This is a genomic window from Nostoc sphaeroides, from assembly GCF_003443655.1.
GTDB lineage: Bacteria > Cyanobacteriota > Cyanobacteriia > Cyanobacteriales > Nostocaceae > Nostoc > Nostoc sphaeroides.
The window spans coordinates 4,358,479-4,384,435 of record NZ_CP031941.1 but is presented as its reverse complement, the minus strand read 5'-3'; the positions used below and the strand labels follow the sequence as shown (position 1 = coordinate 4,384,435).

Sequence of the window (25,957 nt, the reverse complement as noted above, 5' to 3'; positions counted from 1 at the left end):
AGTTGAGTGAGGTACAATAACCCCACCCCCAACCCCTCCCCGCCCTCAATTCGCCACGATTTTATGCAAAGCTGTACTTAGCTAACTACAAAATTCACCAACTTTCCAGGCACGACAATTACCTTTTTAATCTCCTTACCTTCGATGTAACGTTGGGCAATTTCTGATTCACGGGCATATTTTTCCAACGCTGCTTTATCTGCTTTTGCTGGTACTTGAATCGAGCCGCGAGTTTTGCCCATAATTTGAATCACTAAAGTGATTTCATCAGCTACCAAAGCAACAGGGTCAAATGATGGCCAAGTTTGAGTGTGAACTGAATTACTTTCACCCAATAAATGCCACAATTCATCAGCAATGTGTGGTGCAAATGGTGCTAGCAATACTACCAAAGTCCGAATACCTTCTGCGTAAATTGGTGAATTTTTACCGTCAGCATCAGTTAGGGCGTTACTTAACTTCATCAATTCTGAAATAGCTGTATTGAATTGATATTCGTCTTCAACGTCTTCTGTCACCGCTTGAATAGCCGTGTGAATCGCCCGCCGCAATTCCTTTTCTGCCTTAGTTAAATCAGCGAGTTGGGCTTGCTTACGGGATACCCCAGCTGCAATATAATCTGTCACCAAACGCCAAACCCGATTTAAAAAGCGGAATTGTCCTTCCACATCAGCTTCATCCCATTCCAGGTCTTTTTCTGGCGGTGCTTTGAATAAGATAAACATTCGCGCTGTGTCTACACCGTATTTGGCAATTACATCTTCTGGCGCTACACCGTTACCCTTTGATTTAGACATGGTGGCGTAGAGACGTTGCAATGGTTCACCTGTATCAGGGTCGCGGGGGTCGGCTGAATTTACCAGATTAGAAGGAATCCATTTATCTTTGCCGCCCTTGTTGGGATTTAGGTAAGTTAAACCCTGTACCATACCTTGAGTTAACAGGCGTTGGAAGGGTTCATCAAAGTTCAATAATCCTCTGTCCCGGAGTACCTTAGTAAAGAACCGCGAATACAACAAATGTAAAATTGCGTGTTCAATCCCACCCACGTACTGATCAACTGGCATCCAGTCATTAATCTTACTGGAATCAAAAACCTGTTGTTCATTTTTAGCGTCAGGGAAGCGCAAGAAATACCACGAAGAATCAATAAAAACGTCCATCGTGTCAGCTTCTCGTTTGGCTGGAGTGCCACAAGTTGGACAAGGTACATTTACCCAGCTTTCCAACTGAGCCAAGGGTGAACCGCCACGTCCACTAAATTCTACCTCTTCCGGCAATTGTACTGGTAAATCTTTGTCGGGAACTGGCACTATTCCACAGTTAGGACAGTGAATTACAGGTATCGGTGCGCCCCAGTAACGCTGCCGCGAAATTAACCAATCCCGCAAGCGATATTGCACCCGCACTTTACCAAAACCTTGTTGTTGGGCGTATTCAATTATCGCTTGTTTGGCATCGGTGGAAGTCCTACCAGTAAAAGACCCAGAATTAATTAAAATTCCTGGTTCAGTGTATGCCTGGTTATATTCAATTTGGATGAGTTGTGTGACTCCATCAATTTCTGATGTTGGAGTTAAGTCAAAACCTGCAACATCATCTGGGGAAGCGATGACAAAATCAACTGGCAAGTCGTAATTTTTAGCAAACTTAAAATCTCGGACATCGTGGGCTGGTACACCCATCACTGCCCCAGTACCATACTCATACAGTACATAGTCAGCAATCCAAATCGGCACTTCTTCCCCTGTAAATGGGTTAATTGCCACCCCACCAGTGGAAATACCCCGCTTCGGTTTGTCTTCAGAGGTACGTTCCAACTCACTTTGATTGGAAACCTCTTTAATAAAAACTTCTACCGCCGCTTGTTGTTCTTTTGTGGTGACACGCTTTGTTAAGGGATGTTCTGGTGCTAAAACCAGGTAGCTGACACCATAAACGGTATCTGGACGTGTGGTGTACACGGCGATTTTTTCATCTATCCCAACGATGGGAAATTCCAAGTAAGCGCCTGTGGATTTGCCAATCCAGTTTGCCTGCATCAATTTGACGCGTTCCGGCCAACCTGTTAACTTATCCAAGTCATTGAGTAATTCTTCGGCGTAATCGGTAATCTTAAAAAACCACTGCCGCAACAATTTGCGCTCAACTATTGCGCCACTGCGCCAGGAACGTCCTTCGTTATCAACTTGCTCGTTTGCCAATACAGTTTGGTCAATGGGGTCCCAGTTTACTGCTGCTTCTTTTTGGTAAGCTAACCCCGCTTGCAAAAACTGCAAGAAAATCCATTGCGTCCACTTGTAATAATCTGGTGAACAAGTAGCAAGTTCACATTCCCAATCAATGGATAAACCAAGACGCTGCAATTGTTGCCGCATCTGGGCCATATTCTGATAAGTCCACTTTGCTGGCGGTACACCACGGTCAATGGCGGCATTTTCTGCTGGCAAGCCAAAGGCATCCCAACCCATTGGATGTATTACTCGATACCCTTGCATTCGTTTAAGACGGGCAATCACATCGGTAATGGTATAATTACGGACGTGACCCATGTGTAGGCTGCCCGATGGATAAGGGAACATAGAAAGAGCGTAGAATTTTGGCTTGTTGCTAGCTGTGGGCGTTTTATCTAAGCCAAGTTCTACCCATGTTTTTTGCCATTTTTCCTCAATTGCTGCTGGGTTATATCGAGAATCAACAGAATCACGTATTTCCAATGGTTTCATACCTGTTACACTTTACTTCTACTAATTTTCTAGTATTTGAACCTTACTAGTATATTTGAGCCACTATATTGAGGGAATTATCTGTCTAGTAATTTTCTAATTTAATTTACAAAATCAATTTACTATTTCTTTCTACTCCCTATTTGTATCTATCTTATATCTCTAAAGTTCAACAAGTTGAGGTATATAGGACATAAAAAAGTCCCTAAGCTTAGGATGCTGGGGACTAGATGTGTTATGGTTCTAAACTGATTTACTGGGTTAACAGTCCAATCGCCATTTCAAGGTGCATTTTAGCCTTGTGCAAGTTAAGCAAATTCTCTTGGTCGTATCTGTCAGGATAGCTCATAGCTTTGCCTTCCATCGTCAGCTTGATCAGCGCTGCTTGCTCATCAGTAGGTGAATTCATCTCATCTACAACCCCTTCAAGGAATTGAATAACGCTAAAACCTGGTGACTTCAACCCTCTTCCCTGTCTTAGTTGAGCAAGTGCTATCTGTGGGAATGCCATCAATGTGACAATCCAACTAGTTTTGTAGCCTCCATTCCCGGTAGGCTTTAATCCGTAACGCCTACACAAGTCTCTCAACTCAGCAGTGGTTTTGATTTCGAGTTCTGCACGTGTGAACATAAAATAGAATTACCCATTTGTAAAAGTGGTATCGGTAGGTAACAACTTTCCACGGTCTATTGCCTACCGTTTAAACACTCTAATGGTTTGTCTCCACATCACTCAAGCTATATTTACATCTCTCAATAATGCCTAACCCTAAAGGTAAACCTGAAAATTTAGAACCGATTAAGTCTGATAGAGAGAAACCTTTGCCAGAAAAACTTAGTTTCAGAGTTACCAAGGAAATGAAAGAAGAAGTGCAGCAACAAGATAACCCTCCTGAATTCTGTAGAGAAGCTATTCAAGAGAAGTTAGACAGGAATAAGGGCAAGAGTAGTACTTAATTGCTTAACTATTAATCTGAGTAAATAAAAATACCTCTAGAATTAATATCTAAAGGTATTCACTATGATAGGTTTTTATTGCTGTCGATTCAGATGGTTAAATCAAATATAAAATTTTCTGATTTGGTGCGGGTTTTTGTTTACGGCACACTCAAACCCGGTGAAGCTAACTACAAAAGATACTGTGCTGGCAAAGTAGTTGATGTCAAAAGAGCCTTTGTACAAGGCAAATTGTTTGCTTTGCCAATGGGCTACCCAGCGATGACGCTAGGAGATAGCCAAGTTCAAGGATATTTACTATCTTTTTCCAACCCAAGGATTTTAAATGAACTAGATGTGCTGGAAGATTACCAGCCCAATAGACAACCACCAGAAAACCTCTATAATCGACAAATTATCGAGGTTTATGAGCCACAATCGCTCTCTTATAGTTGGGCTTGGGTTTATTTAATGACTCTAGACCGAGTTAACCAATTAGGAGGCTTCCTCCAACCTGATGGCTGGTGGAGTGGCTATGGTTTAACCGCAAAGTAATTATCTGTGAACTGTTAATGCAATTAGTTTATGTCCTGTTTGGTGTCATGGCGTTGCGGCTGCACCGGATAGATTGGATTTTCTGGAGAAGCTACTGCTGCTTTCGGAATTTCAATTACCGGGTTATTTAGTCCCACCATCAACGGGGAAGGTGGAATTATCGACGCTGAGGATGTTTGTATCGGTTCTGTTTGTGGTCGTTGTGCCAGTTGCGGCGCTCTCGAACCAATAGGTACTAAACCAGATACTGCACCGATGACACAAGCAGCAACGGCTGCACTTCCCGCCATCCAGTTTAAACGGGAACGGCGGCGCAAACGTGTCAATACTTGCTCAACTGTTGCTTCTGGTGACTCTTGGGTTGTTGGGACTGGGAGAGTCCGCAAGCCTTGGCGCAGCTTTAAAAGTCGGGCATACAAGCATTGAACTGAGGCATCATTTGCCAGCCATTCTTCTACTTGCTTGCGTTCTGTGGCTGTGACTTCACCATCGAGATAAGCACTCAATAACTCGAAGCGATCGCGCTTCACCATATCCATAAGACCCGTTGATTCATTGGTATGATTGGCCATTCCATCTGACAAATCTTGAGGAAGTTGCAAAGGAGAACGGTCGGAAAACTGAGAATCAGTAGTCATCTTAACATTATTACCAATTCATACACGGGTAAACTGGGCGGGAAATTCGGAGAAATTAGCCAATTTTCCTCCTAAGGACAGAAGCAATCTACGTTGTGGGAATTCTTAATCTATGCTTAAATTCTGCCATTGGGCAGAGGCAAGATACTGTAAGTTAGGAATCTAGATAATTCTGCAAGTGAGCTTGCAGCCTTGTTCTAGCTCTGGCTATTCTTGACTTTACAGTTCCTAAGGAAACTCCAGTTATTTCGGCAATTTCTTCATAAGCCATGCCTTCGATTTCTCTGAGGACAATGGTAGTACGAAACACCTCTGGTAAATCCGCGATCGCTTCTCGCAGTTGCTCGTAAAATTCTCTAGTTGTCAGTTCTTCTTCAGGCCCTGGAGTATCGCCAGCGATTTCCCAATCCATCTCGCCATCCTCTAACGAACGCGGAGCATCCAGTGACAAAGGACTCATTACCCGCTTGCGTTTCCGCAACTCGTCATAAAACAAGTTGGTGGCAATGCGGCTTAACCAGCCCCGAAATTTGGCAGGCTCTTGTAATCGGTTAATATTCCGATAGACTCGAATCCAAACTTCTTGAGCCAAATCGGCTCTGTCAGCCCAATCTGGAGCCAGGTGATATAGAACTCTATCAACTTGACTTTGATAGCGGCGTAATAGTTCTGCAAACGCAACACGATCTGGTCGCAGTCCCGCTTGACAACGCAAAATTAAATCGTGGTTAGGGAGTTTGTCAACTTGCACTGATGCTTCTGGATACTTTGCATCAATCGTTGACCAGGATACAGAGATCGACTGACTCATAGATCATACTGGCTCTAAATCATCCCTATCTATTAGACCTGCTAATGGGACAGAAGTTCCATGCTAAGGTGACGGATTTCTGACTGGAACACTGAGGCAGACAATTTTGGCTACATTTATAGCAATAAGGAGGGCCACTTTTTCCTTATACTGCTGGCATAGCTGCCCAAAACCCATTAATTAATAAAAGCGCGGCAATATGCACATTTTAGTATTTTTCGCAACTGGGTATATACGCTTGATAAAAATAATTAAATCTGGTTATAAGGATGAAGATAAAAATTTTGTAATTCAAGCTTCTTGATACCTTTAAAGTTCAGGTATTAATTTCTGGAAGTTGGGTTGCTGTAGTGACTATAATGGTGATTTATTTTTTTGGTTTTGTTACCAGAATCGTTGCTGATTGTTCTGGTTGTAACCCATAGGTAGCACCATTATGTTGCTCTAGTACGCGAACTTGAAAAAGGAAATTAAGGGAAAATGTAATTGTGACTGCTAACAATAGTTTTTCAAACATGGTTTTTCTCCCACATACACCACTAATCATTGATTGCTACATTTCAAAAGTTGCACCAGAAAGTCTAAGTATTGGCTTACAACCCCCAGAAATTGGGAGTTTTGCTGCTGGGACAATTTGCATAGTTTTAGTTTGCCCAGAGGTGTTGGCAGATTTATAACGGAAATGATAAGTATTGATAAATTTTTGATAATCGGATGATGAACTCATCCAATTGCTCGGCTGGATATGTCAGGGATAAACAATAGGCGATGGCAATGGTAAGAAATGAATCTGTAGGGCGGATGGTAATGTTGCTCTGTTTTGGCACAGCATTTTTATCTTTAGCTGTCCATTGGCGCATTACTACGGCAGAACGGCAGTCTGATAAGTCTGCATCTACTGCGATGCGGCGAGATTCTACCCTAACCAATCCGAAGGGAAGCCGCCCAGAGGGAGTCTACAAGAATCTTTCCCAAGTGAGTTTAGGGGAAATTGCACTGGGTGCATCTGTGCCACCTGATGAAGTTGCCCAAGGCTCAACTGCTCAGAGGGCGTTTACACCAAAGTCCTCTGCTATTAAGCCTCAAAGTAAGTCGGAAATAATTAAGAAAAATGTAGCGAAAGCAACTACTCGCAGGGCTTCTACACTAAAGTATTCTGCTATTAAGCCTCAAAGTAAGTCGGAAATAATTAAGAAGAATGTAGCCAAAGGGACTAATGTCGGCGCAATTGTCCCTCAAACTCAGCCCCAAATCATTAAGAATAATGTAGCCAAAGAAGCTGATCTACCAACTAAGACGCGGCTGGTGGCGCAAGCAGAAAGACAAAATCCAGTTACAGATAGTTGGCCAAAAGCTCTATGGTCTAAGGCTTCAGCCCAACAAGTACCATCTAGTAGGGTAGCAGATGCCAAGACGCAAGTGGTGGTTGATTTAAGCGATCGCCGGACTTATGTATACGCAAAAGATGAGGTGATAGCCAGCTACCCAATCGCTATAGGTAAGAAAGGTTGGGAAACGCCCACAGGTTCTTTCCAGGTGATTCACATGCGACACTATCCAATTTGGCGTCACCCGATTACAGGTAAAGTATTTGAGGCTGGTACAGATAGCCCCTTGGGAGACAGATGGATTGGTTTTTGGTCAGATGGACGGAATGAAATTGGCTTTCATGGCACGCCGGAAATTGACCTGGTAGGAACGGCTGTATCCCACGGCTGCTTAAGAATGCGTAATTCTGATGTTCGATTATTGTATGAGCAAGTTAGTTTAGGGACAAAAGTGTTAGTACGTGAATAATTGTAAAGTCATTAGTCATGAGTCCTTTGTCTAAAACAAATGACTAATGACCATTGGTCACAATTTAAAATAGCATTAATTTTGTCAATTAGAAATTATGCTTAAGTTTTAGTACAGAATCAGGTATGAATTTGGCTACTGTACTGGGATTTTGATGCAAGTATGAATCATACGTATCAAAATTAGGCGATCGCTAACTCAAAAATTGTGTTCACAACCCCATTTTTTGACATCATTTTAAGCACAATTGCTTATTGACAAATAATTAATAACCTTAACTTGTTACCAATGACTAATGACTCTTAAAATTATAATTTTTGCTCAAAATTAGGTGCATAAGTTTGGAGTAAAGCACTAACCTGGCGGACAACTTCATTTCCAGTGTTTTTGCCCAAGGCTTGCCGTTCTGGGAAGAAATTGGGTCGATCGAGGTAACGGTTAATTGCCTCACTTACTTGCTGAGAAATTAAGTCTTGTAGTTGTGCCTGAGCCGTTTGGCGCTGGAAGCTAGCACCTTCTTCTGTAGTAGCATATAAAGGTGGTAGCCGATTGAGAGCGTAGGCAGCAATATCGCCGACATCTAGAGAACTTTCGCTGGTGGCTTCAATTTCTGCGACTCGGGCGATCGCTTCTGTCAGTACCAATTCTTCCATCACGTTAATGAATTGTTTGCGAGGTACCGCCACTACCTCACCAGTTAATAGCGCACCCATCAGCCGATCCAGCGCCATATACTCTTCAATTGAGAGTTCCGAGGCGTTGTCACATATTCTACCGACTTCTGCTTCCATTGCTGGTGTCAAATAACCATCCTGGAGAGCTTGTTCTACAATTTTTTCGATGCTCATAATACTTATCATCATTTATGTTAGCAAAGCTTGGTAGGGAAGGTATCAATTCAATTTATTTTGCCCAATTATCAGCAAAAAAAAACACAAATTATGCACAGACGCGATCAATTCCGCCTCTACTAATTAACGACCTTAGTTCGCCAAGGTGTTGGATCAACAGATTGTCCGTTGACATAGAGACCCCAGTGCAAGTGCGGCCCTGTAGAAGCACCTGTTGAACCTACTGCGCCAATTAGTTGACCAGCTTTCACAAAATCACCTTCTTTAACGTTAATACGACTCAGGTGCATGAAAATACTGGTTACTCCTTGACCGTGGTCAATGCCAACTACGTTACCGTGTACCCTAAACCCTTGGGATACCCTACCTACCAAAGCAACTCGCCCAGAGGCTGGGGCAATTACGGATGAACCGGCAGCCCCAGCGTAGTCAAGACCACGATGATAGTAGTCTTTTGCAAATGTACCATTATAGTAGCGACGTACACCATAGGTTGTACTCATCCGCCCTGCATTTGGCTTCAGAAATACTCCATTCCAATACTTTTCTGGTGTTCGTAGTGCCTTAAAAGCTGCCACGCGCTTTAGTTCATACTCTGTGGCATCCACTCCGGCTTTACCGGGTGGCAAAGTAATGCGTTGTACGGGGAACTTGCGATTAAGCACATTCACTGCTAAGTTTTGTACTTGACCATCTCCTGTAACCCGCAGTGTTCTAGTTCCAGCTTTTTCTAACGGAGTTGTAGGAACAAAAGCCCGATACTGATTGGGAGCAATTTCAAAGGCTGGGTATGTATTATTACCACTAGCTACTGTTAGATTTGTACTATTATCGGGATTATCTCGATTAATCTCCACCGAGATTGTATCCCCTAATTTAGGATTAGTTGGAATAATTTTGACTTGTAAAGCATCTACAGGCAATGCCAAGGTGAGAGGGAGAACAGCAAATATTCCCTTTAACACATTTATTGCTTTGACATTAAAATCGAGCAACTTCTTGTTTGAACTATTAGCGCTATTCTCAATAATCATAGAGCTACAAAAATCCCTTGCTTGTGTTGCAAAATAGACTAGCTTATTTCTACTAGTGTTTCCTGTTTGAAGTAGATGTTGTTGAAAACCATAAATATTAGGAAATCCATGGACACCCAGCTATTTTGTTTCAACTGCTGGTAATATTTCTACGAAAAATGTAATAGAGTACATTGCACACCAAAAAGATTAAATCGGAACACCGTAAACGGTGCTACTAGCCTTCATCAAGAGCCTGAAGTACGAGATACGGTGCTTACGCACCTGTCTCTCAGGGGTTTTCGGCATTTCCCTTATAAAGGCAGGGGGGAAGAGACAAGGGAGGATGATTTGTAACTGTAATTTAGTGAATTGGTGTTAACTCTAAATATCAAGGTGTATTACATTGGTAATAATCTTAAAATTTAACTAGATTGATGGCAAAGACGCTCTCGTGGCAGGCCACAAGGTATCAAATGTTAGGCAACAAAAGAAACCTGTTGGGGTTTAACCACTAGATAATAATACTTGAAGAAAATCTTGGAAGCAACTGGACACTTGTTCAACTGGACACTGATACTACACTGTAAGGTTAAATTTGGTGTAGGCAAATCACCCAAAGCAGGTAAACCAAGGGCAAGGGCAAAGTGTCAGAAATAACCCCAAAAGATTTAGGCAAGGCTAGATTTAGTAAGCTGTTGAGCATTTAATTTGCACAAGTAGGGTGGGCAAGATACCCCATTGGTGTCAACTTAAGCAAAAACTCTTTTAAAACCTTGTTTCCAGCCTCTTGCTGGAAATGCTTATTGTTGGGCTGCTTGCCGCAAGTCTTGAGGCGGAGCCTCTAAGACGGCATTCCCAGTCGGAGACTGGGAACGAGGGAACGAGGGAAGCTTTTTAAGCTCTGTCTAGACTGGTTTTTACGTTAAGTTGACACCTATGCAAGATGCCCACCCTATCATAGATTTTATTGATAGATGGTATAAATTATTTCTAGGATTTTCAGTTGATCAACTCTAAGGTGATAGTTTTACTTTTGACTTGAGTTTGCCATCTTCCATGTGAACGATGCGATCGGCAATGTCTAGGATGCGGTTGTCATGAGTAACCATCAAGATGGTACAGCCTTGTTCTTTTGCCAGTTTTTGCATGAGATTGACTACATCTCGTCCCGATTGACTGTCAAGGGCGGCGGTGGGTTCATCGGCTAGGATTATTTGAGGATGACTAACTAAGGCACGAGCGATCGCTACTCGTTGTTTTTGTCCCCCAGACAGTTTATCAGGATAGTAATGCAAATGATTTCCTAATCCTACCTGTTCTAGCATTTGGGCTGACTTAGCTAGCATTTTTTTTAACCCAAGATGTTTGTGCAATTCCAAAGCCATTTTGACGTTTTGGAGTGCTGTTAAACTACCATGCAAGTTATCTGCTTGGAAAATATAACCGTTACGGCGTCGCGCCTGAATTAGTGTTTCAGCACTAGCACCACAAAGTTCTCGCCCCAACACCCGCAAACTACCAGATTGGGTAGAACGCAATCCACCCACTAAGGTGAGCAAGGTAGTCTTTCCAGAACCAGAGGGCCCAGTCATAATAATAATTTCACCGGCGTTAATCTCTAAGTTTATGTTAGATAAAACTTGCTTACGGAGTGAGCCTTGACCAAAATGGTGGTCGAGATTATGGATGGAGATGACGGATTGACTAGTCATAAATAGATCGATTACTCGTGATGATCGTCATTGGTCATTTGTCCTTTGCAAATGACCAATACTTCGGCAACGCTCAGTACAAGTGACCAATGACGAATGACAAATTTAGAACATGTCAGCAGGATCGGTGGCTTGGAGTTTGCGGGTGGCGATCGCACCGGAAATTGCACACATAATGATAGTCAGCACTAATACCTGCAATGCTCGAATCGCAGTCATGTACATGGGCAAATTTGTGGCACTGCGAGTCAGTTGGTAAAGTGCTAAGGACACTCCTAATCCGGGGAAGAAGCCCAGTGCTGCTAATATCAACGATTCTTCAAGTACCACACCTAGCAGGTAATAATTGCGATATCCCATTGCTTTGAAGGTGGCGTATTCCCGAACGTGGGCATTAACATCGGTGGAAAGGACTTGATAGACGATAATCACGCCCACTACAAACCCCATTGATACACCCAGGCTGAAAATAAACCCAATTGGCGAATTTGTTCTCCAGAAGTTGTTCTCAAATTCAATAAATTCCGCGTGGGTTAAGACTCTGACATCATCTCTTAGGTAGGTTTTCAATGTTGCTGCTACCTTTTTCGGGTCATAACCTGGTTTTACCTTAATCAAACCTAAACTGACACTGCTGGACTGTCGCCCAGAAAATAGCCGCAAAAAGTTTTGATCGCTGGTAATCAAATTGCCATCAGAACCAAAGGAAGCGCCGACTTGAAATAAGCCACTAATGGTAATTGTGCGCCGTTCTATTTCGGTGGTTAGGGTTTTACCTTGGTCAATTTGAGCGATCGCTTTTTGATAATCTCCTCTAGCACCGCGATCGAATAAGACAGCACCTGGTAGCTTGATTGTCTGCAATTGCTGGTTAACATCGGGTAAATTAAAGGCTGGCTTATCTGGATTAAACCCAATAACTAACACCCCCGCCTCACGGTGTGTTTGGGGATTTTTCCAAATTGTGTTGTTGAAATACATTGGTTCTGCTGACTTCACCCCTGGTATATCCATTGCTTGGTAAAGTCGCCGCCGAGAAAATGTAGACAAGCTTGGCAAGTTACGGGCTTGGGGACTGGTTAAAACAATGTCTGCTTGCAAACTGCGATGTAGTCTAGTGTTACTGTCATACAGCGCAGTTTGAAAGCCCAGTTGCATGAACATGAGAAGATCCGCAAAGGCAATCCCTGACAATGCCACTAAAAGACGGCTTTTTTCATGATTCAGTTGCAGCCATCCAAGAGGGGTTCGCCGTCGCAGTTGTTTAATCACATTATAAAAAGTGGGGAGTGGGGAGTGGGGAGCAGGGGGAGCAGGGGGAGCAGGGGGAGCAGGGGGAGATGGAGAAGAACTTAAAACAATGCCCTATTCCCTATTCCCTATTCCCTATTCCCTATTCATAATTCATAATTCAATTACTGCCTTAACTTGCATATTGGTTAAGGTGGCGGCTTTTTGGCTGGAGGCTTCATCTAGTCGGATATGGACTTCGACTACTCTGTTATCGATATTGTTAGCAGGATCTGTGTTAATGACATTCTGCGGCCGCACTTGTAAGCCTTTGCGATCTACGATTCCCTGCAATTTAATGGAGAGGGAATCACCAAATACTCGCACTTGCTGCCCTGAACGCACTTTGTCGATATCGCTTTCGTAGACTTCGGCTATGACATACATCTGGTTGGTTTGTCCGATATCAGCAATGCCATCATTTGATATTAATTCGCCAGGATGGGTATGGATCTCAAATACCTGTCCATTTTGAGGCGATCGCACTTCGGCCTGTTTTAGATTGACTTTTGCCAAATTCATGGCTGCTATGGCACGATTGACTTCTGCTTGGGCAACTTCTACATCTACTCCTCGCACATCAGCAATTCCATTGAGTGTTGCTGTGGCTTCTTTTACCTTTTGCTGGCTAGTTGATTGAGTTCGATTTAACTGCGCTTGTGCTTCTTGCAGGTTTTTTTGGGCGGTTTCCAAGTTTAAACGCTTGTTATCTCGTTGAGAGGCAGAAATTGCCCCCTGTTGATATAGCTGCTGATAGCGTTCGTCTTCTGCTTGGGCGTTACGCACTTCGGCTTGGAATCGCTCAATTGTCGCTGCTTGGGTATTAATATCACCTTGGCGTTCTGCTTCTAAACGAGCGATCGCGGCTTTTTGGGCGGCAATTTCACCGGGTTTAGCACCTGCTTGGATGCGGTTTAAATTTGCCTGGGCTACTTTTACTTGTTCTAGTGCCTGTTCTAATTCTGCATCAGCGCGATCGCGGCTGTTCAAAATCGCAATCACCTGTCCTGCTTTTACTCTATCCCCTTCCTTCACTAACAACTTTTCTACCCGACTTCCTTCCGCAGACACCGCAGCAGATAGTTTAATTACCTTTCCCTGTGGTTCAATCCGCCCTAAAGCTGTTACCGTTTTTAACTGTGGCAATTGTGTTGCTGGCACTTGTGCTTCTGAATTTGCATAATTTTGCCAGCTTTTTAGTATATAAAAACTTATTCCGCCAATCGATAAAAATGCAATTATACCTATACCAACGGATAGACGCAGAATAGACTTAGGGAACGTTCTGTACCCTAGCTTTGAGTTTCGCACCATAGATTACCTCTTAACTAGTGGCGCAGAAAAAACTAAATATTTATCACTGATTTAACTGATTTAAGGATTTCACGGAATGAAGGATATGAAAGTTTTAGGATGAATCAGTTCAAAATTCAAAATAAAAAATAAAAATTCACTCTCCACCATTAATAGACTTATGTTTATGACGAAATACTTTTGTTGTTTTAAAGTACTCAGGTATAGTAAACGTTTTCAAAGCTGTCAGTTGTAACAGCGCCAACAATTAGAGAGAAATTCAGTTAAAAAAACACTTTTGTCAGAAAATACAAACAAATAAATTCTAATTTATAAATAATCTCTTTAAATTTGCTCTCTCTATAATTTTGAGTGATATATTTAACTCCTAAAAGTTATTTCTCCGAATTGTTTTTTAAATTAGACCTCTTGCATAAATTAAACAATTTGAACCCCACCCCTTGATAATGAGTGGGGTTTTAGGGACTTTTGCAAGAGGTCTGTTTGACAATCCCTTTGCTACCAATAGCCGAATTAGTATAAATTCAACATATAGCAGTCCTAAATCATTTGTGAAAATTATATATCTCTTTCTTCTTTCTTCCCTTTGCGTCCAACTCTTACGAGACGCTGCGCGAATGCATCCTTGGCGGTTCGTTTCCTTATCTATATTTTTCACGAATCAAATAGGACTGCTATAGTTAAAAGGGTTGTTAGAAACCGCGTTTATACAAAAAAACCCGCGCAGGCGGGTTATAAGTAGTCAGACAGAATTAATTACACAATGTCATTGCGAATGGAGCGAAGCGGAATGAAGCAATCGCAAGGGCTGGGATTGCTTCGCTTCTCTACGAGACGCTGCGCGAACGCTCGCAATGACTGTAAATATTTTTGTCCGACTACTTAACAAAAGGCTTAATTGACTGAAACTTTAGCTTTATTGTTATTTCCAGTGTTTGGGTATTTTAAAGTTTTCTGGTAGCATTGTTGTGCGATCGCCAAGTGCCTGTTCAATTTGCCGTAATTCAAGGTTTTCACATCCGCTCAAGTTTGCTCTAGAGAGGTTAGCTTCTTGGAAGTTAGCATCTTGCAGGTTGGCTGTACTGAGTAACACAGCTTCTAAGTTAGCTCCAGCAAGTTTTGCGTTTTGCAAGTTACTACCAATCAGGTTGGCATCTTGAAGGTTGCTATCCTCAAGGTTTACTTCTTCTAAGTTGGCATCACAAAGGATTGCTCCTTCTAAATTGGCACCACAAAGGATTGCTCCTTCTAATTTGGCATCACAAAGGATTGCCCCTTCCAAGTTGGCATCATAAAGGATTGCCTTCGAGAGGTTCGCTTTTCTGAGAACTACGCCTTGGAGATTGGCTTCTGGGAGCATTGCTTTTTGCAGGTTGGCTTCATATAAGATTGATCCACAAAGATAGGTTATTGATAAGTCTGCCTCTGAAAGATTTGCTCGGGTAAAATTGACCCATTGCAAGTTAGCTCCTACGAGGATTGCCCTAGAGAGGTTAGCTTCGGTTAAGTCTGCATTACTAAGGTCTGTATTGCGTAAATCTAGTTTCTGATTTACCGGATCTTTATGTGAATCGCGTCGTCCAATGACAGTCAAGGCTGTTTGAATATCTGTAGGAAGTTTTGATGAGTTCTGTAACTCGTCCTCATCTTTCTGATTTATTGGGGCATTCTCGCGGATAAACGCAGCAAGAATTTCCATAATTGTCCAATGGTCTTTGTGAGAATCCTTAGCAATTCGCTCTAATGCATAAATTGCAGCAAACCGCGTTTCAATCTTTTCATTTCCCAACTGTTCAATTGCTTTAGAAAAACGTTCTGGAATAATTTCTTCTAGAGTTTCTTGGGTGTTCTTAATGTCAGTGACTATGTTGTTGTCCCAAGCTATTTTTCCAGCAAGGAGTTTGGTTAACACACTCTGATTTTCACCAAAAGAGAGTCTGGAAGTATAGTAAGCATTAATTATTAATGCTAATCCTCCAATAATGATGGCAACTGTTGTTAATGCTTGATTAATATATTCTATTTTTTCTTGATTTGTAAATCCTGCAATGGTTTCAAAGAATGAAAAAATTAGAGTTAATGTGAAAATAAATATAATTGAGAGAAATACCAAGAAAGTCGTGAGTCCATTTGTCTTCATGAGAGACATGTCATAAGTCTTCATATCTGACTCCTTACGGAAGTAAATTTAGGTTGATTTTAAGAGGATATGCAAGGTTATGATAGAGTACAAACACGTAACTACTTGACAAGTTCTTAAATCTATTCCATAGAAATCATCTATAAAATCTTTGATAAATTATTTTTCAAACATCCCCGGAAGTGCCGTGTTTAGTGGCAGAGACACAACATGGCTATGCCTAAAACGAAGGTATTCCAGGCAATTGAAATGCTTGTATTATTTGTGAAGCATAGGTTAAAATTTGTAACATGAACGAGGTTCATTTAATTACTCAGGTTGATCACCAACACCTAAGTAGATTAGATTAGAAATCGCCATGAGCAATTCGTCTGGTGCTACAGGTTTAACGATGTACTGTTGAAAGCCTGCTTTTAGCGCTTGCTGCTGATTGATTTCGCCTGCATAAGCAGTCAGAGCGATCGCTGGAATCTGTTTTTCCCCTATTTCTGCTTCTAGGGCACGCACCTGTTGCATCAGCATATAGCCGTTCATTTCTGGCATCCCAATATCGCTATAAGTAAGATATCTGGCTTTGACTGTATTAGCACTTGTAATGCTTCATCTTTTGATGCTACTGCGGTGACGATCGCTCCAAACTGTTCCAGCACAAAGCTGAAAAAGTCGCAGCATTGCAAAAAAAAGAAGTAATATTTTCTTTTTTGTCAAGTACCTAAAGATAGTTGTATTAGAGAGATTTTTCAATGAAACTATCTTTAGATAGATATTTTATCTACCTTAGCCTGTTTCTTTTCCACAAGTTGCATGAAAGTTTTTTACAGCCGATGGCCCGTGATGGTTGTAAAAAACATTTATTTTTCTTTAAAGAAATAGCTTTCTGAATATTTATCTAAATATAAGCACAAACTAAGTAAGTCGGTGAGAATAATTCAAACTATATTAGGGAACTCCAAAAAATAAATTATTCCACATTAAAGTCGTTGACTGTTGACTGTTGACTGTTAACTGTTAACTGAAAACTCGTGAACGGTCAACAGTGAACAATAGCAATGGAATATTTTTTTACTTGGAAGTCCCTTAACTAATGTAAAAATTTTTGGAATTAGTTTGTAGTGTTCGCGTAGCGAACACTACAAACATGCAAATTATTTACGCCGTTCTACTTATAACGCCTTTAACTAACTATCGTGTCTTGTCAGCATGGACATTGGGTTGCGTAAGCCGTGGCCCAATCGGAGAGTGCTTCAACTGAATGCTTGTAAAAGCTTATACAGGGCTGTTTTGCCAAGAATAAATACTAAGAGGATATTTTATGAAAACTAAATTTAGCTCACTCGTCATCAAATCAGTGGTTATTTCTTTTGCAACTACTCCAGTTAATATCCAAACTCATACTTATAAACCTTTAGCGGATCTATTTCCTTTACTAGTAGGGACAGAAATATTTCCAGAACAAGAAGAACACTTAGTTGAGCTTCACCATGAGATTCGCTTTCAAATTAATAAAATTTTTACTCCTACACAGCAAAGTCAGTTTGAAGCTACCTTAGAAGAAGGTGGAAATTTTAGAGATGCTTTCTGTGCAATGAATCTTTCTTCACAAGAACAAGCGCAATTGCGTAGAGTTTTTCAGTTGTCTTGCATAAAATTAGCTAATCTGCTTACCCCTCAACAAGAAATAAAAATTCTGCAAAATTTACAGGATCGTTATAGAAACGAAAGTATTAAGAATAAGGAAATAGTAAAGCTGTTGACAGGTTTATTGGAGATTTCTTGGCAACCATCCACAGTCTGAGGGTAAGCCTCAACCTTGAGGTTCTGAGGGTGAAACTTAAGCTTTCCAATGTTTGGGTGGTTGAAGATTTTCCGGTAAGATTGTTGTGCGATCGCTAATCGGAGACTTTTGGTAAAAACTATAGCACTAAGTGAAACTGGTAGAATGCGCCCAAATAACTAATGATGCTGCGATCGCTCAACTTGATTGTCGCCAATCTGTCGGTGCTTCTATATAATCAGGTAGACGAGTGGTGCGATCGCCAAGTGCTTTTACAATCTGGTGCAACTCTAAGTTTTTCGCCCCTGTTAAAATTGTCCCCTCCAGTTTGACATCACTAAGGTCAGCTTCGGAAAAGTTAGCTCCCATCAGGTTTGCCTGAGTCAAGTTAGCTTGATAAAATGTCGCCCTATACAGGTTAGCTCCGATGAGGTTTGCTTGATACAGGTCAGCTTCCGTTAAACTGGCTTCTGAGAGGTTGGCAAAATAGACTTCTGTTTGGTGGAGTTTGGCTGCATTCAAGTTAGCCCCAGAAAGGTTAGCACCATTTAAGTTAGCCCCTGAGAGGTTGGCACCAATCAAACCCGTCATACACAGATTGGCTTTACCCAATTTTGCTCCTTGCAAGTTAGCTAAAAATAGCTTTGCCCCTGAGAGGTCGGCCATTTTTAAGGTCGCTTGTTGTAAGTTAGCTTTATAGAGGTTTGCTCCTTGTAGATTAGCTACACGCAGACTTGCTCCAGAGAGGTTGGCTGAACGCATGTTTACCCCACAAAGATTAGCACGGTTGAGATTAGCCCAACAAAGGTTTGCTCCACAAAGGCTAGCTTTTAGTAATTTGGTTTCATAGAGAATAGACCTAATGAGTTTAGCGCCGTTTAAGTCAGCCTCGCTCAAGTCCGCTCCCCGCAGGTCAGCCCCACTCAGGTCAGAACCACGTAAGTCTGCTTGTTGCAGATTAACTCCTAGCAGGTCTGCCCTTCTAATGTCGATATTACGTAAATCAAGTTTTTGATCTTTTGGGTCTTCGAGTAAATTACGTCTGCCGATGACAGTTAAAGCTGCTTGAATATCAGTGCGGATTTTGGGAAATTCTTCATGGAGATTTTGCTCCAACTGCTGTGTCGGACGCGACCCACCTCGACGCCTACCTGAGTAAGCTTCTCCTTGATATTCCGGGTTTTGTTGCTCTACCCTCACCTGCTGGAGGGGGGCATTCTCTCGCACAAAGGCAGTGAGAATTTCCATAATTGTCCAGTGTTCTTTAGAAAAATCCTGAGCAACTCTTTCTAATGCATAAATTGCACCTGTGCGGGTTTCAACTTTTTCATGACCAAGCTGGGCAATTGCCCCCATAAAGCGCTCTGAAATCAATCTGTCTTGATTAACTTTTGCATTTTGAATGCCAATTTCCAGGTTTTTCTCAGCTGCGATCGCATTTTTCTGCATCGCTTGGGCCCGCTTTGCTGCATAATAAGTATTAAACATTACTGCCGATGCCAGAAAAACTATTGCAGTAGTTGTTAATGCTTGGTTTCTATACTGAATTTTTTCCTGAATTGATAACTCTTTAATACTGGACAACGCGAAAAAAATTACAGTCAATGAGAAGCCAAATATAACTGTTATAGTTATCAACCAATTCAAAAGAGTGTCTGTCTTTTTAGAAGACATGGTAACGATTTTCCTTACAACCTAGAATTATTACTTAGATGGTGAGGAAAAATAGTATAGCATTTAGCAGAAAATTATAATAGGTGTCAGCGAAGAGGCAGGGGGAGATAACCGCACCAATAACTGCTTCTTCGTTGAACAATCATAAAACTTACGCACAGGTAAGGAAAAATCGAACCACGGAGGCACGGTATTTCGACTTCGCTCAATAACCGAACACAGAGTAATAAGAGTTTGAGAGGTATTTTGCGTAAGTCCTGAATCATTTAAAATCGGTGATTTTTTACTTTTGACTTCAGCCTTGTAAGAATAGTGTTTTACTCAGAGAATTTAGCTTCTCTGAGGTTTGCCCCATCGAGTATGGCATCGTTGAGAACTGCCCCATGCAGCCCAGCTAGATATAAGCTTGCACAATGGAGGTTAGCTCCTTCTAGGTTAGCTCCTGTTAGATTAGCTGCACTGAGAATTGCTCCTTCTAGATTAGCTAAATATAAGTTAGTACTTTCTAAGTTAGCTGCACTGAGAATTGCTCCTGCGAGATTAGCTTCTGTGAGGTTAGCTCCAGCAAGATTAGCTTGATAGAGATTTGTCTGTTCTAGGTTCGCCCGATTCAGATTTGCTCCTCTCATATCCGTGTGACTCAAATCAAGTTGCTCATTTTTTGGGTCTTTGTTTACATTTCTTCTAGCGATAACAGTAAGGGCTGCTTGAATATCTACACGAACTTTTGTTGACAGGTTGCTCGTTACTTTCTCTTGGGGCATGTAAGGAGCATTTTCTCGGACAAAAGTAGTAAGAATGTCCATAATTATCCAGTGGTACTGTGGATGATTTTGGGCAATTTGCTCTAAATCATTAATTACAGCTAGACTGGTTTCTATTGTCTTATTACCTAGTTGTTCAATTGCTATTCTTAAACGTTCTTTTGGCGACTGATGCTGAGTTTGGTTAACTTCTCCCTGAAAAGCATGTATCCTCAGACATATTTTTGATAACTGACTGTCATTTGTCGGTAAAATATTTTTTATGCCATGAAAAGCATTAATAATTACTGTCAACATTTTTAAGTGATAAAATGAGGTTTAAAAAATTACTTGTACTTACTACTCTTCATTCTTCACTATCAATTAACCCCGATCGTGATGATTTTGATTGATGCCTGTGATCAAGCATCCATAAATAATTTATGAAAACCACTAATTATAAAGGATAGCCTTATTTTCCCAGATCGGCTACGCAAACAAAAAAAAATTTACAACTCAAACAATATTGTTATTAACTACTTCAATGCAGCAAAAATTACAGCCTATAGTTAAAGATTTAGTGCTGATTGGTGGCGGTCACAGCCATGCAATTGCCCTGAAAATGTTTGGGAGAAAGCCTTTAACTGGTGTCCGTTTGACGTTGATTACCGAAGCCAAAAATACAGCCTACTCTGGAATGTTACCAGGACACATTGCCGGATTTTATAGCCACGATGAATGTCATATTGACTTGCGACCTTTAGCGAACTTTGCTCAAGCACATCTGTATATTGACAAAGTAGTTGCCCTAGACTTGGAAAATCACAAAGTTCTTTGTGCTAGCGGGCTTGTGGTAGATTTTGATGTGCTGTCTATTGATATTGGCAGCACTCCGGCCACAGTGTCTGTATCAGGTGCAGCAGAATATGCGATCGCAGCTAAACCAGTATCGCAGTTATTGGAACATTGGTATGAACTAATTGCAGCTGTAGGTAAAAATCCTCAAGAACCAATTAGGATTGCGATCGCAGGTGGAGGCGCTGGCGGTGTAGAATTGGCGCTGTCGATGCAATCTCATTTACATCGCATTTTACGTCAAACTCAACAACCAATTCAAAATCTGGAAGTTCATTTATTCCAGCGTGGCACGGAACTGATGCCCAATTACCATTCATCAGTCCGCCATCAAATTCAGCAAATTTTAACTGAGCGAGGTATTAAGCTCCATCTTGGGGAAACTGTGTGTAAAATTGCACCTACACCACACAGCGAAACTAAAGAAATATTTGAGATTAAATGCGAATCTGGCTTGACGGTAGAGTGTAATAAAATTTTTTGGGTAACACAAGCGTCAGCGCCCGAATGGTTAAAAATGGCTGAACTAGGAACTGATAAGCAAGGTTTTATTTTGGTAGAAGATACATTGCAATCTCAAACGCACCCGCAGATATTTGCTACTGGTGATATTGCCACAATGGTAAATCATCCGCGTCCGAAAGCTGGGGTATTTGCTGTTAGGCAGGGTAAACCTTTATTTGAGAATTTGCAGCGAATTTTATTAGGTAAATCGCTCAAACCTTATATACCACAGAAACAATATTTGAGTTTAATTGGTACAGGAGACGAACGAGCCATAGCCACACGAGGTATCATTACTTTACCACCTCATAAACTCTTGTGGCGTTACAAAGATTGGATTGATCGGCGCTTTATGGAACGCTTTCGCTTTGAAAAAATGAGTGATATGTCGGCTTAATCACTTATTAAACCTGGAGAACCCCACCCCGCAGGCTAAGGTATACACACAAGTCAATTACCCCCCTTAATCCCCCCTTATAAAGGGGGGAAACAAGAATCTAGTTCCTTCCCGAATATATCGGGAAACAAGAATCTACTTCCCTCCCGAATATATCGGGAAACAAGAATCTAGTTCCTTCCCTAATAAGGGGAAACAAGAATCTACTTCCCTCCCGAATATATCGGGAAACAAGAATCTAGTTCCCTCCCCTTTATAAGGGGAGGGTTAGGGTGGGGTAAAACGTGGGGTTCTTTTATTGAAGCTGTTCAATTAGCTCCATAATTTGTTGATAATACTGGATATTTCCTTCTTGGTAATACAAGTCTGCGGATTTCTGGAAATCCGCAATTGCTCTTTGCGAGTCTCCCAGATTTTGGTAGACATCTGCCCTCAGAATGTAAGCTGAAGCCCAATGAGGCTGACGCTGTAAGGCTTGGTTTAAGTCTGCAAGCGCTCCTTGTAAGTCTTTTAATAAAGAACGGCTACGACCCCGATTGTACCAGTCTTCAGCAAAGCTGGGGTCGATCGCGATCGCTCGACTATAATCTTCTATTGCCTCTTGATAATCTTCTAGGGCATAGTGAGCATTACCGCGATCGCTGTAAAATGCAGCAGATTGAGAATTTATTTGCAATGCTTGGGTATAATCTGCGATCGCACTTTCATATTCTTCTAAAGCATAGTAGGTTGAACCTCGGTTGTAATATGCTTCAATTAAATCAGGATTAATTTTTAATGCTTGATTATAATCTGCGATCGCTCCTTGTTCATCCCCCAAAAGACGACGAGCATTTCCGCGATTGCAGTACGCTTGCGAAAATTCAGGAACTAACTCTATTGCTTGAGTGTTATCATCAATTGCTCCCTGTAAATCTTGCAGGGCTTCACGAGCAATCCCCCGACCGTAATAAGCTGCGGCTAAGTTATCATTAATTTGTAATGCCCGATTGTAATCTTTAATTGCTCCTTTATAATCTCCTAAAGAACGACGAGCCGCCGCGCGATCGCAATATCCTTCTGCTAAATTAGGATTGAGTTGTAATAGGCGATTGCTATCTTCAATTGCACCTTGATAATTTCCCAGTCGGTGCAGAGCGTTCGCCCGAAAGCCGTATACTAAAGCTAGAGTCGGATTTTCTTGTAAGGCTCGATCATAATCTGCGATCGCACCTTCATAATCCCCAAGAGTACTACGAATAAGACCCCGTTCAGAATAGGCTTGCACATCATCAGGATTGAACTTTAACGCTTGGTTAAAATCCTCAATTGCTCGGTGATATTCTTTGAGATGAGCAAGAACCAAACCCCGATTGTAATATGCTCCGGCAAACCTGGGATTTATTTCTAATGCGCGGTTGAAATTAGCGATCGCACTTTGATAATCTGCTAAAGAGTAGTAGGCATTACCTCGATTATGATAAGCCTCCGCCAAGTTTGGATCTAATTGTAATGCTCGGTTGTGGTCAGCGATCGCTTCGTTAAAATTTCCTAAGATATGGTGAATATTACCTCGATTGCTGTAAGATGCGGCAAAATTAGGATGCCATTGTAAAGCTTGCTGAAAATCAGCGATCGCTCCTTGATGATCACCGCTTTCAAAACAAGCTACACCCCGATTATGATAAGCATTGGCAATATCAATATTGATATTATCAGCTAACTGGGTACTAGTTTCGATTGTTTGGATATAATCAGCGATCGCTTTGTCATATTTTTCTAAGGCAAAGTAAGCATTACCCCGGCTGTGGTAAGATTGGGCGAGATTTGGATCGATTTGTAATGCTTGGTTATGATCTGCGATCGCTCCTTCGTAATCGGCTAAAAAGTAACGTGCATTACCTCGGTGAGAGTAGGCTGTGGCAAAATTGCGATTGATTTCTATAGCGCGATTAAAATTAGCGATCGCACTACGATAATCTTTAAGTTGACCACTTAGAATAATGCCTCGATTATGGTAAGCTTCAGCATAGTTAGGATTGAGCTTGATTGCTTGGGTGTAAGCTGCGATCGCCCCTTGATAATCCCCTTGCAAATTGTGATTTAATCCTTGGTTTAATAATTCTTCAGCATTCATATAATTTTTTGCGATTTCGACATTCCCTAGCTTTCAGCCAACGGTATTTTTAACGATATGTTTTGAAAATCGTTCTAGTTACTATTGTGCCTCTTGCTAAGATTTTAATTCCTGATTTTCTGTGAGCTTAGATCAGTGTGACGTATTTCAGGCGACTTAAACAGCAGCAACCACCGCAAATAAGAACAGTGGGTGTCTGACTCGCCGTTTTGTACTGTTATTGCTATAGTAGCGGATAACACATTTAACTAAGTGCTATGACTACTGCTATCAATACAGAAAAAGAGTACCAAAATCGTTTAAAACACTTTACTAGCCTAAAGTCCAAATACCAAGCAACTAAATATAACGATTCATCACCCTCTAGTCTTCTGTATCTTATATTGCGAAAAGTTGATTTAGGAATTGAGTTAACTGAATTAGAGTTCTCTTGGTTGAGAGAGCAAGAACTTTTTAAAACAGTTGAAATCGTTTGCCTACAGCAGCAATATAAGTTAGAAGAACTTAGAAACTTAGAAAATGAGTTTTCCCTTCTCAAATCTCAGTATCAAGTCCCTAAATTATCAGGAGCTTTCAAAAATATCTCTATTATTCTATATCCAATCCTTTGGAAGTTTCATTCAGGGAATCCACTAACGGATTCAGAGATTGAATGGCTAAAAAATAATGGGCTTGGTGCGACAGTAGCACTTGTTAATAAAATGGAATTGGAGAGGCATTTTTTTGCTTTGAAGGCAAAGTATAAAGCTACTAAATACCAAGGTTCATCAATTAATAGTCCACTATATAAAATTCTCAATAAACTAGAAAGCAAACAAAGAATAAGCACCCCTGAATTAGAATGGTTGATAAAGCAAGAGCTATTTGAGACAGCAGAAACTTTTAGGCAACAGGAATTAAAAAAAGAAGCTCAGTTTGCTGAGTTAAAAGATAAATACCAAGCGATTAAACATTCAGACTCATTCTTATCCAGTCCGTTATATCTAATACTCCAAAACATTGACGCTAAAAATAATTTGAGTGAGTCAGAAATTAACTGCCTAGAACAGCAAGGACTTAGCGAAACAATTGCCATTGCTCAAGAATTGGAACAAACACGAGAATTTGCTGCCTTGAAAGCTAAGTATAAAGCAACCGAGTATCAGGATTCAACGCCTAAGAGTCACCTGTATAAAATTCTTAAAAGGCTTGAATTGTCCAATCAGTTAGGTGAACAGGATATTAACTTTCTCAAAAAACGCAAGCTGAGTGAAATTATAGAAATTGCAAATGAAAAATACACCTCTACCCTAAAATCTAAAATAGATTTAGGAGAACTACTTAATCAATCAGAAATTGAGTGGCTGAAAAATAATAGACGTGAAGACATTATTATTCTCGCTCAACAAAAGCACTTTGCTATCCTCAAGAGAAAATATAAATTGATAGATCCTTCACTTCCGCTAGAGCCATTTTACGCGATTATGGTCAAACTAGAGAAAAAAGAACGGCTAGATCCTAAGTTGGTTTTACAGCTTATGGAAGAGGGACTATTATCTAATGATGGGAAAATTGCTCTTGCATATTCTAGACTAGAGGCAGAATTTTACGAGCAGGAATTTCACCGCACTGGGCAGAAATGGCATATTCCCACAGCTAGTAGTTATTGGCGCAAAGCAGAGGAACCTGAGCAGGCATTAAAACTTACTAACTTAGACTTAAGCCAAATCAGAGAAAACAAGCTAAAATCAGCAATTTTAGTTACGAGAGGTGCAGCATTCAGATATATAGCTAACTTAGCTGATGCAGAAATTTGTGCGAAAACAGCTATGGAATTTCACCCTAATAGTCATCAACCTTATACCTTAATGGGTGCTATCTGTTATGACAGAGGTGACTATCCAAAAGGAGACTATTGGTTTGAAGAAGCCATTCAACGTGGGGCGGAAATTGAAGATATAGATGCTGAAAGAAAACGAGTAATCAGGAGTACAAAAGATGAGAATAAACGACATGAAGCAGCAGAATATTTACTGAGAAAAGATTCAAAACGATATGTTTGGGCTAAGTCTTATCTCAAAAAATCGTCAGACAATGGTAAATAAACTGGTTTGCATCATCAAACTACC

21 protein-coding genes and 1 pseudogene are annotated in these 25,957 nt (G+C 41.1%); 7 read left to right on the top strand and 15 right to left on the bottom strand.

Annotated features, from left to right (window positions below; genetic code table 11):
• Positions 1 to 77: 77 nt before the first annotated feature.
• Together leuS and D1367_RS19460 are read right to left on the bottom strand one after the other, a co-directional pair.
• Positions 78 to 2,726 (bottom strand): leucine--tRNA ligase, encoded by a 2,649-nt coding sequence (gene leuS, locus D1367_RS19465; RefSeq protein ID WP_118167849.1) that lies wholly within the window; start codon positions 2,724 to 2,726, stop codon positions 78 to 80.
• Between the two features lie 253 nt (positions 2,727 to 2,979).
• A complete protein-coding gene (locus D1367_RS19460; protein WP_100900715.1) occupies positions 2,980 to 3,357 on the bottom strand; it encodes a hypothetical protein in 378 nt (125 codons plus the stop codon).
• Between the two features lie 128 nt (positions 3,358 to 3,485).
• Between D1367_RS19460 and D1367_RS19455 the strand changes: the two genes are divergently transcribed.
• Positions 3,486 to 3,683 carry a hypothetical protein gene (locus D1367_RS19455; protein ID WP_118167848.1) on the top strand — a complete coding sequence of 66 codons (198 nt, stop codon included), beginning with the start codon at positions 3,486 to 3,488 and terminating at the stop codon, positions 3,681 to 3,683.
• Positions 3,684 to 3,776: 93 nt separating this feature from the next.
• Positions 3,777 to 4,217: a gamma-glutamylcyclotransferase family protein gene (locus D1367_RS19450; protein ID WP_118167847.1), complete on the top strand. Its 441-nt coding sequence runs from the start codon at positions 3,777 to 3,779 to the stop codon at positions 4,215 to 4,217.
• 23 nt (positions 4,218 to 4,240) lie between these two features.
• Here the strand turns inward: D1367_RS19450 and D1367_RS19445 are convergent, their stop codons facing one another.
• From D1367_RS19445 to D1367_RS31015, 3 genes are all read right to left on the bottom strand, one after another.
• On the bottom strand, positions 4,241 to 4,855 hold the full coding sequence (locus D1367_RS19445) for an anti-sigma factor family protein (RefSeq protein ID WP_118167846.1): 615 nt from the start codon (positions 4,853 to 4,855) through the stop codon (positions 4,241 to 4,243).
• A gap of 154 nt (positions 4,856 to 5,009) precedes the next feature.
• Positions 5,010 to 5,666 (bottom strand): sigma-70 family RNA polymerase sigma factor, encoded by a 657-nt coding sequence (locus tag D1367_RS19440; protein ID WP_118167845.1) that lies wholly within the window; start codon positions 5,664 to 5,666, stop codon positions 5,010 to 5,012.
• A gap of 367 nt (positions 5,667 to 6,033) precedes the next feature.
• Positions 6,034 to 6,183, bottom strand: a complete 150-nt coding sequence (locus D1367_RS31015) for a hypothetical protein (RefSeq protein WP_181984891.1) — start codon at positions 6,181 to 6,183, stop codon at positions 6,034 to 6,036.
• Between D1367_RS31015 and D1367_RS31010 the strand changes: the two genes are divergently transcribed.
• Positions 6,182 to 6,343, top strand: a complete 162-nt coding sequence (locus D1367_RS31010) for a hypothetical protein (protein ID WP_181984890.1) — start codon at positions 6,182 to 6,184, stop codon at positions 6,341 to 6,343. The two genes, D1367_RS31015 and D1367_RS31010, sit on opposite strands and share 2 nt — an antisense overlap.
• A 97-nt stretch (positions 6,344 to 6,440) precedes the next feature.
• Positions 6,441 to 7,463 carry a L,D-transpeptidase gene (locus D1367_RS19435; RefSeq protein ID WP_267255643.1) on the top strand — a complete coding sequence of 341 codons (1,023 nt, stop codon included), beginning with the start codon at positions 6,441 to 6,443 and terminating at the stop codon, positions 7,461 to 7,463.
• Positions 7,464 to 7,771: 308 nt separating this feature from the next.
• Here the strand turns inward: D1367_RS19435 and D1367_RS19430 are convergent, their stop codons facing one another.
• From D1367_RS19430 to D1367_RS32315, 7 genes and pseudogenes are all read right to left on the bottom strand, one after another.
• On the bottom strand, positions 7,772 to 8,311 hold the full coding sequence (locus D1367_RS19430; protein WP_118167844.1) for a late competence development ComFB family protein: 540 nt from the start codon (positions 8,309 to 8,311) through the stop codon (positions 7,772 to 7,774).
• A 122-nt stretch (positions 8,312 to 8,433) separates the two neighbouring features.
• Complete coding sequence (locus D1367_RS19425) at positions 8,434 to 9,348, bottom strand: M23 family metallopeptidase (protein WP_118167843.1); 915 nt, start codon at positions 9,346 to 9,348, stop codon at positions 8,434 to 8,436.
• Between the two features lie 995 nt (positions 9,349 to 10,343).
• Positions 10,344 to 11,042: a DevA family ABC transporter ATP-binding protein gene (locus D1367_RS19415; RefSeq protein ID WP_118167842.1), complete on the bottom strand. Its 699-nt coding sequence runs from the start codon at positions 11,040 to 11,042 to the stop codon at positions 10,344 to 10,346.
• 105 nt (positions 11,043 to 11,147) lie between these two features.
• The gene (gene devC, locus D1367_RS19410; protein WP_118167841.1) at positions 11,148 to 12,314 is read right to left on the bottom strand and encodes an ABC transporter permease DevC; all 1,167 of its coding nucleotides are present in this window, start codon (positions 12,312 to 12,314) and stop codon (positions 11,148 to 11,150) included.
• 132 nt (positions 12,315 to 12,446) lie between these two features.
• Positions 12,447 to 13,643, bottom strand: a complete 1,197-nt coding sequence (locus D1367_RS19405) for an ABC exporter membrane fusion protein (protein ID WP_118171581.1) — start codon at positions 13,641 to 13,643, stop codon at positions 12,447 to 12,449.
• Positions 13,644 to 14,568: 925 nt separating this feature from the next.
• Entirely contained in the window at positions 14,569 to 15,810 is a 1,242-nt protein-coding gene (locus D1367_RS19395; protein WP_228674803.1) for a pentapeptide repeat-containing protein, read from the bottom strand.
• 285 nt (positions 15,811 to 16,095) lie between these two features.
• Positions 16,096 to 16,451, bottom strand: a pseudogene (locus tag D1367_RS32315) (response regulator); the annotation flags it as partial.
• Between the two features lie 647 nt (positions 16,452 to 17,098).
• Between D1367_RS32315 and D1367_RS19385 the strand changes: the two are divergent.
• Complete coding sequence (locus tag D1367_RS19385; protein ID WP_118167838.1) at positions 17,099 to 17,581, top strand: hypothetical protein; 483 nt, start codon at positions 17,099 to 17,101, stop codon at positions 17,579 to 17,581.
• A gap of 177 nt (positions 17,582 to 17,758) precedes the next feature.
• Here D1367_RS19385 and D1367_RS19380 read toward each other — a convergent pair whose 3' ends face one another.
• Positions 17,759 to 19,234, bottom strand: coding sequence for a pentapeptide repeat-containing protein (locus D1367_RS19380; protein ID WP_118167837.1), 1,476 nt, complete (start codon positions 19,232 to 19,234; stop codon positions 17,759 to 17,761).
• A gap of 317 nt (positions 19,235 to 19,551) precedes the next feature.
• Positions 19,552 to 20,295 carry a pentapeptide repeat-containing protein gene (locus D1367_RS19375; RefSeq protein WP_118167836.1) on the bottom strand — a complete coding sequence of 248 codons (744 nt, stop codon included), beginning with the start codon at positions 20,293 to 20,295 and terminating at the stop codon, positions 19,552 to 19,554.
• 226 nt (positions 20,296 to 20,521) lie between these two features.
• Here D1367_RS19375 and D1367_RS19370 point away from each other — a divergent pair, with 226 nt between their 5' ends.
• Positions 20,522 to 21,733 carry an FAD-dependent oxidoreductase gene (locus tag D1367_RS19370; protein WP_118167835.1) on the top strand — a complete coding sequence of 404 codons (1,212 nt, stop codon included), beginning with the start codon at positions 20,522 to 20,524 and terminating at the stop codon, positions 21,731 to 21,733.
• 295 nt (positions 21,734 to 22,028) lie between these two features.
• Here the strand turns inward: D1367_RS19370 and D1367_RS19365 are convergent, their stop codons facing one another.
• Positions 22,029 to 23,849, bottom strand: a complete 1,821-nt coding sequence (locus D1367_RS19365; RefSeq protein WP_118167834.1) for a tetratricopeptide repeat protein — start codon at positions 23,847 to 23,849, stop codon at positions 22,029 to 22,031.
• Between the two features lie 257 nt (positions 23,850 to 24,106).
• On the opposite strand from D1367_RS19365, the gene D1367_RS19360 reads away from it, so the two are divergent.
• Positions 24,107 to 25,933, top strand: a complete 1,827-nt coding sequence (locus D1367_RS19360; RefSeq protein ID WP_118167833.1) for a tetratricopeptide repeat protein — start codon at positions 24,107 to 24,109, stop codon at positions 25,931 to 25,933.
• Positions 25,934 to 25,957: the final 24 nt, after the last annotated feature.

What these genes read in the sequence shown, in the direction of transcription:
- leuS (WP_118167849.1), bottom strand. Translation starts at nt 2,726, where the DNA reads ATGAAACCATTGGAAATACGTGATTCTGTTGATTCTCGATATAACCCA.
- D1367_RS19460 (WP_100900715.1), bottom strand. Translation starts at nt 3,357, where the DNA reads ATGTTCACACGTGCAGAACTCGAAATCAAAACCACTGCTGAGTTGAGA.
- D1367_RS19455 (WP_118167848.1), top strand. Translation starts at nt 3,486, where the DNA reads ATGCCTAACCCTAAAGGTAAACCTGAAAATTTAGAACCGATTAAGTCT.
- D1367_RS19450 (WP_118167847.1), top strand. Translation starts at nt 3,777, where the DNA reads ATGGTTAAATCAAATATAAAATTTTCTGATTTGGTGCGGGTTTTTGTT.
- D1367_RS19445 (WP_118167846.1), bottom strand. Translation starts at nt 4,855, where the DNA reads ATGACTACTGATTCTCAGTTTTCCGACCGTTCTCCTTTGCAACTTCCT.
- D1367_RS19440 (WP_118167845.1), bottom strand. Translation starts at nt 5,666, where the DNA reads ATGAGTCAGTCGATCTCTGTATCCTGGTCAACGATTGATGCAAAGTAT.
- D1367_RS31010 (WP_181984890.1), top strand. Translation starts at nt 6,182, where the DNA reads ATGGTTTTTCTCCCACATACACCACTAATCATTGATTGCTACATTTCA.
- D1367_RS31015 (WP_181984891.1), bottom strand. Translation starts at nt 6,183, where the DNA reads ATGTTTGAAAAACTATTGTTAGCAGTCACAATTACATTTTCCCTTAAT.
- D1367_RS19435 (WP_267255643.1), top strand. Translation starts at nt 6,441, where the DNA reads ATGGTAAGAAATGAATCTGTAGGGCGGATGGTAATGTTGCTCTGTTTT.
- D1367_RS19430 (WP_118167844.1), bottom strand. Translation starts at nt 8,311, where the DNA reads ATGAGCATCGAAAAAATTGTAGAACAAGCTCTCCAGGATGGTTATTTG.
- D1367_RS19425 (WP_118167843.1), bottom strand. Translation starts at nt 9,348, where the DNA reads ATGATTATTGAGAATAGCGCTAATAGTTCAAACAAGAAGTTGCTCGAT.
- D1367_RS19415 (WP_118167842.1), bottom strand. Translation starts at nt 11,042, where the DNA reads ATGACTAGTCAATCCGTCATCTCCATCCATAATCTCGACCACCATTTT.
- D1367_RS19395 (WP_228674803.1), bottom strand. Translation starts at nt 15,810, where the DNA reads ATGAAGACTTATGACATGTCTCTCATGAAGACAAATGGACTCACGACT.
- D1367_RS19385 (WP_118167838.1), top strand. Translation starts at nt 17,099, where the DNA reads ATGAAAACTAAATTTAGCTCACTCGTCATCAAATCAGTGGTTATTTCT.
- D1367_RS19380 (WP_118167837.1), bottom strand. Translation starts at nt 19,234, where the DNA reads ATGTCTTCTAAAAAGACAGACACTCTTTTGAATTGGTTGATAACTATA.
- D1367_RS19375 (WP_118167836.1), bottom strand. Translation starts at nt 20,295, where the DNA reads ATGTTGACAGTAATTATTAATGCTTTTCATGGCATAAAAAATATTTTA.
- D1367_RS19370 (WP_118167835.1), top strand. Translation starts at nt 20,522, where the DNA reads ATGCAGCAAAAATTACAGCCTATAGTTAAAGATTTAGTGCTGATTGGT.
- D1367_RS19365 (WP_118167834.1), bottom strand. Translation starts at nt 23,849, where the DNA reads ATGAATGCTGAAGAATTATTAAACCAAGGATTAAATCACAATTTGCAA.
- D1367_RS19360 (WP_118167833.1), top strand. Translation starts at nt 24,107, where the DNA reads ATGACTACTGCTATCAATACAGAAAAAGAGTACCAAAATCGTTTAAAA.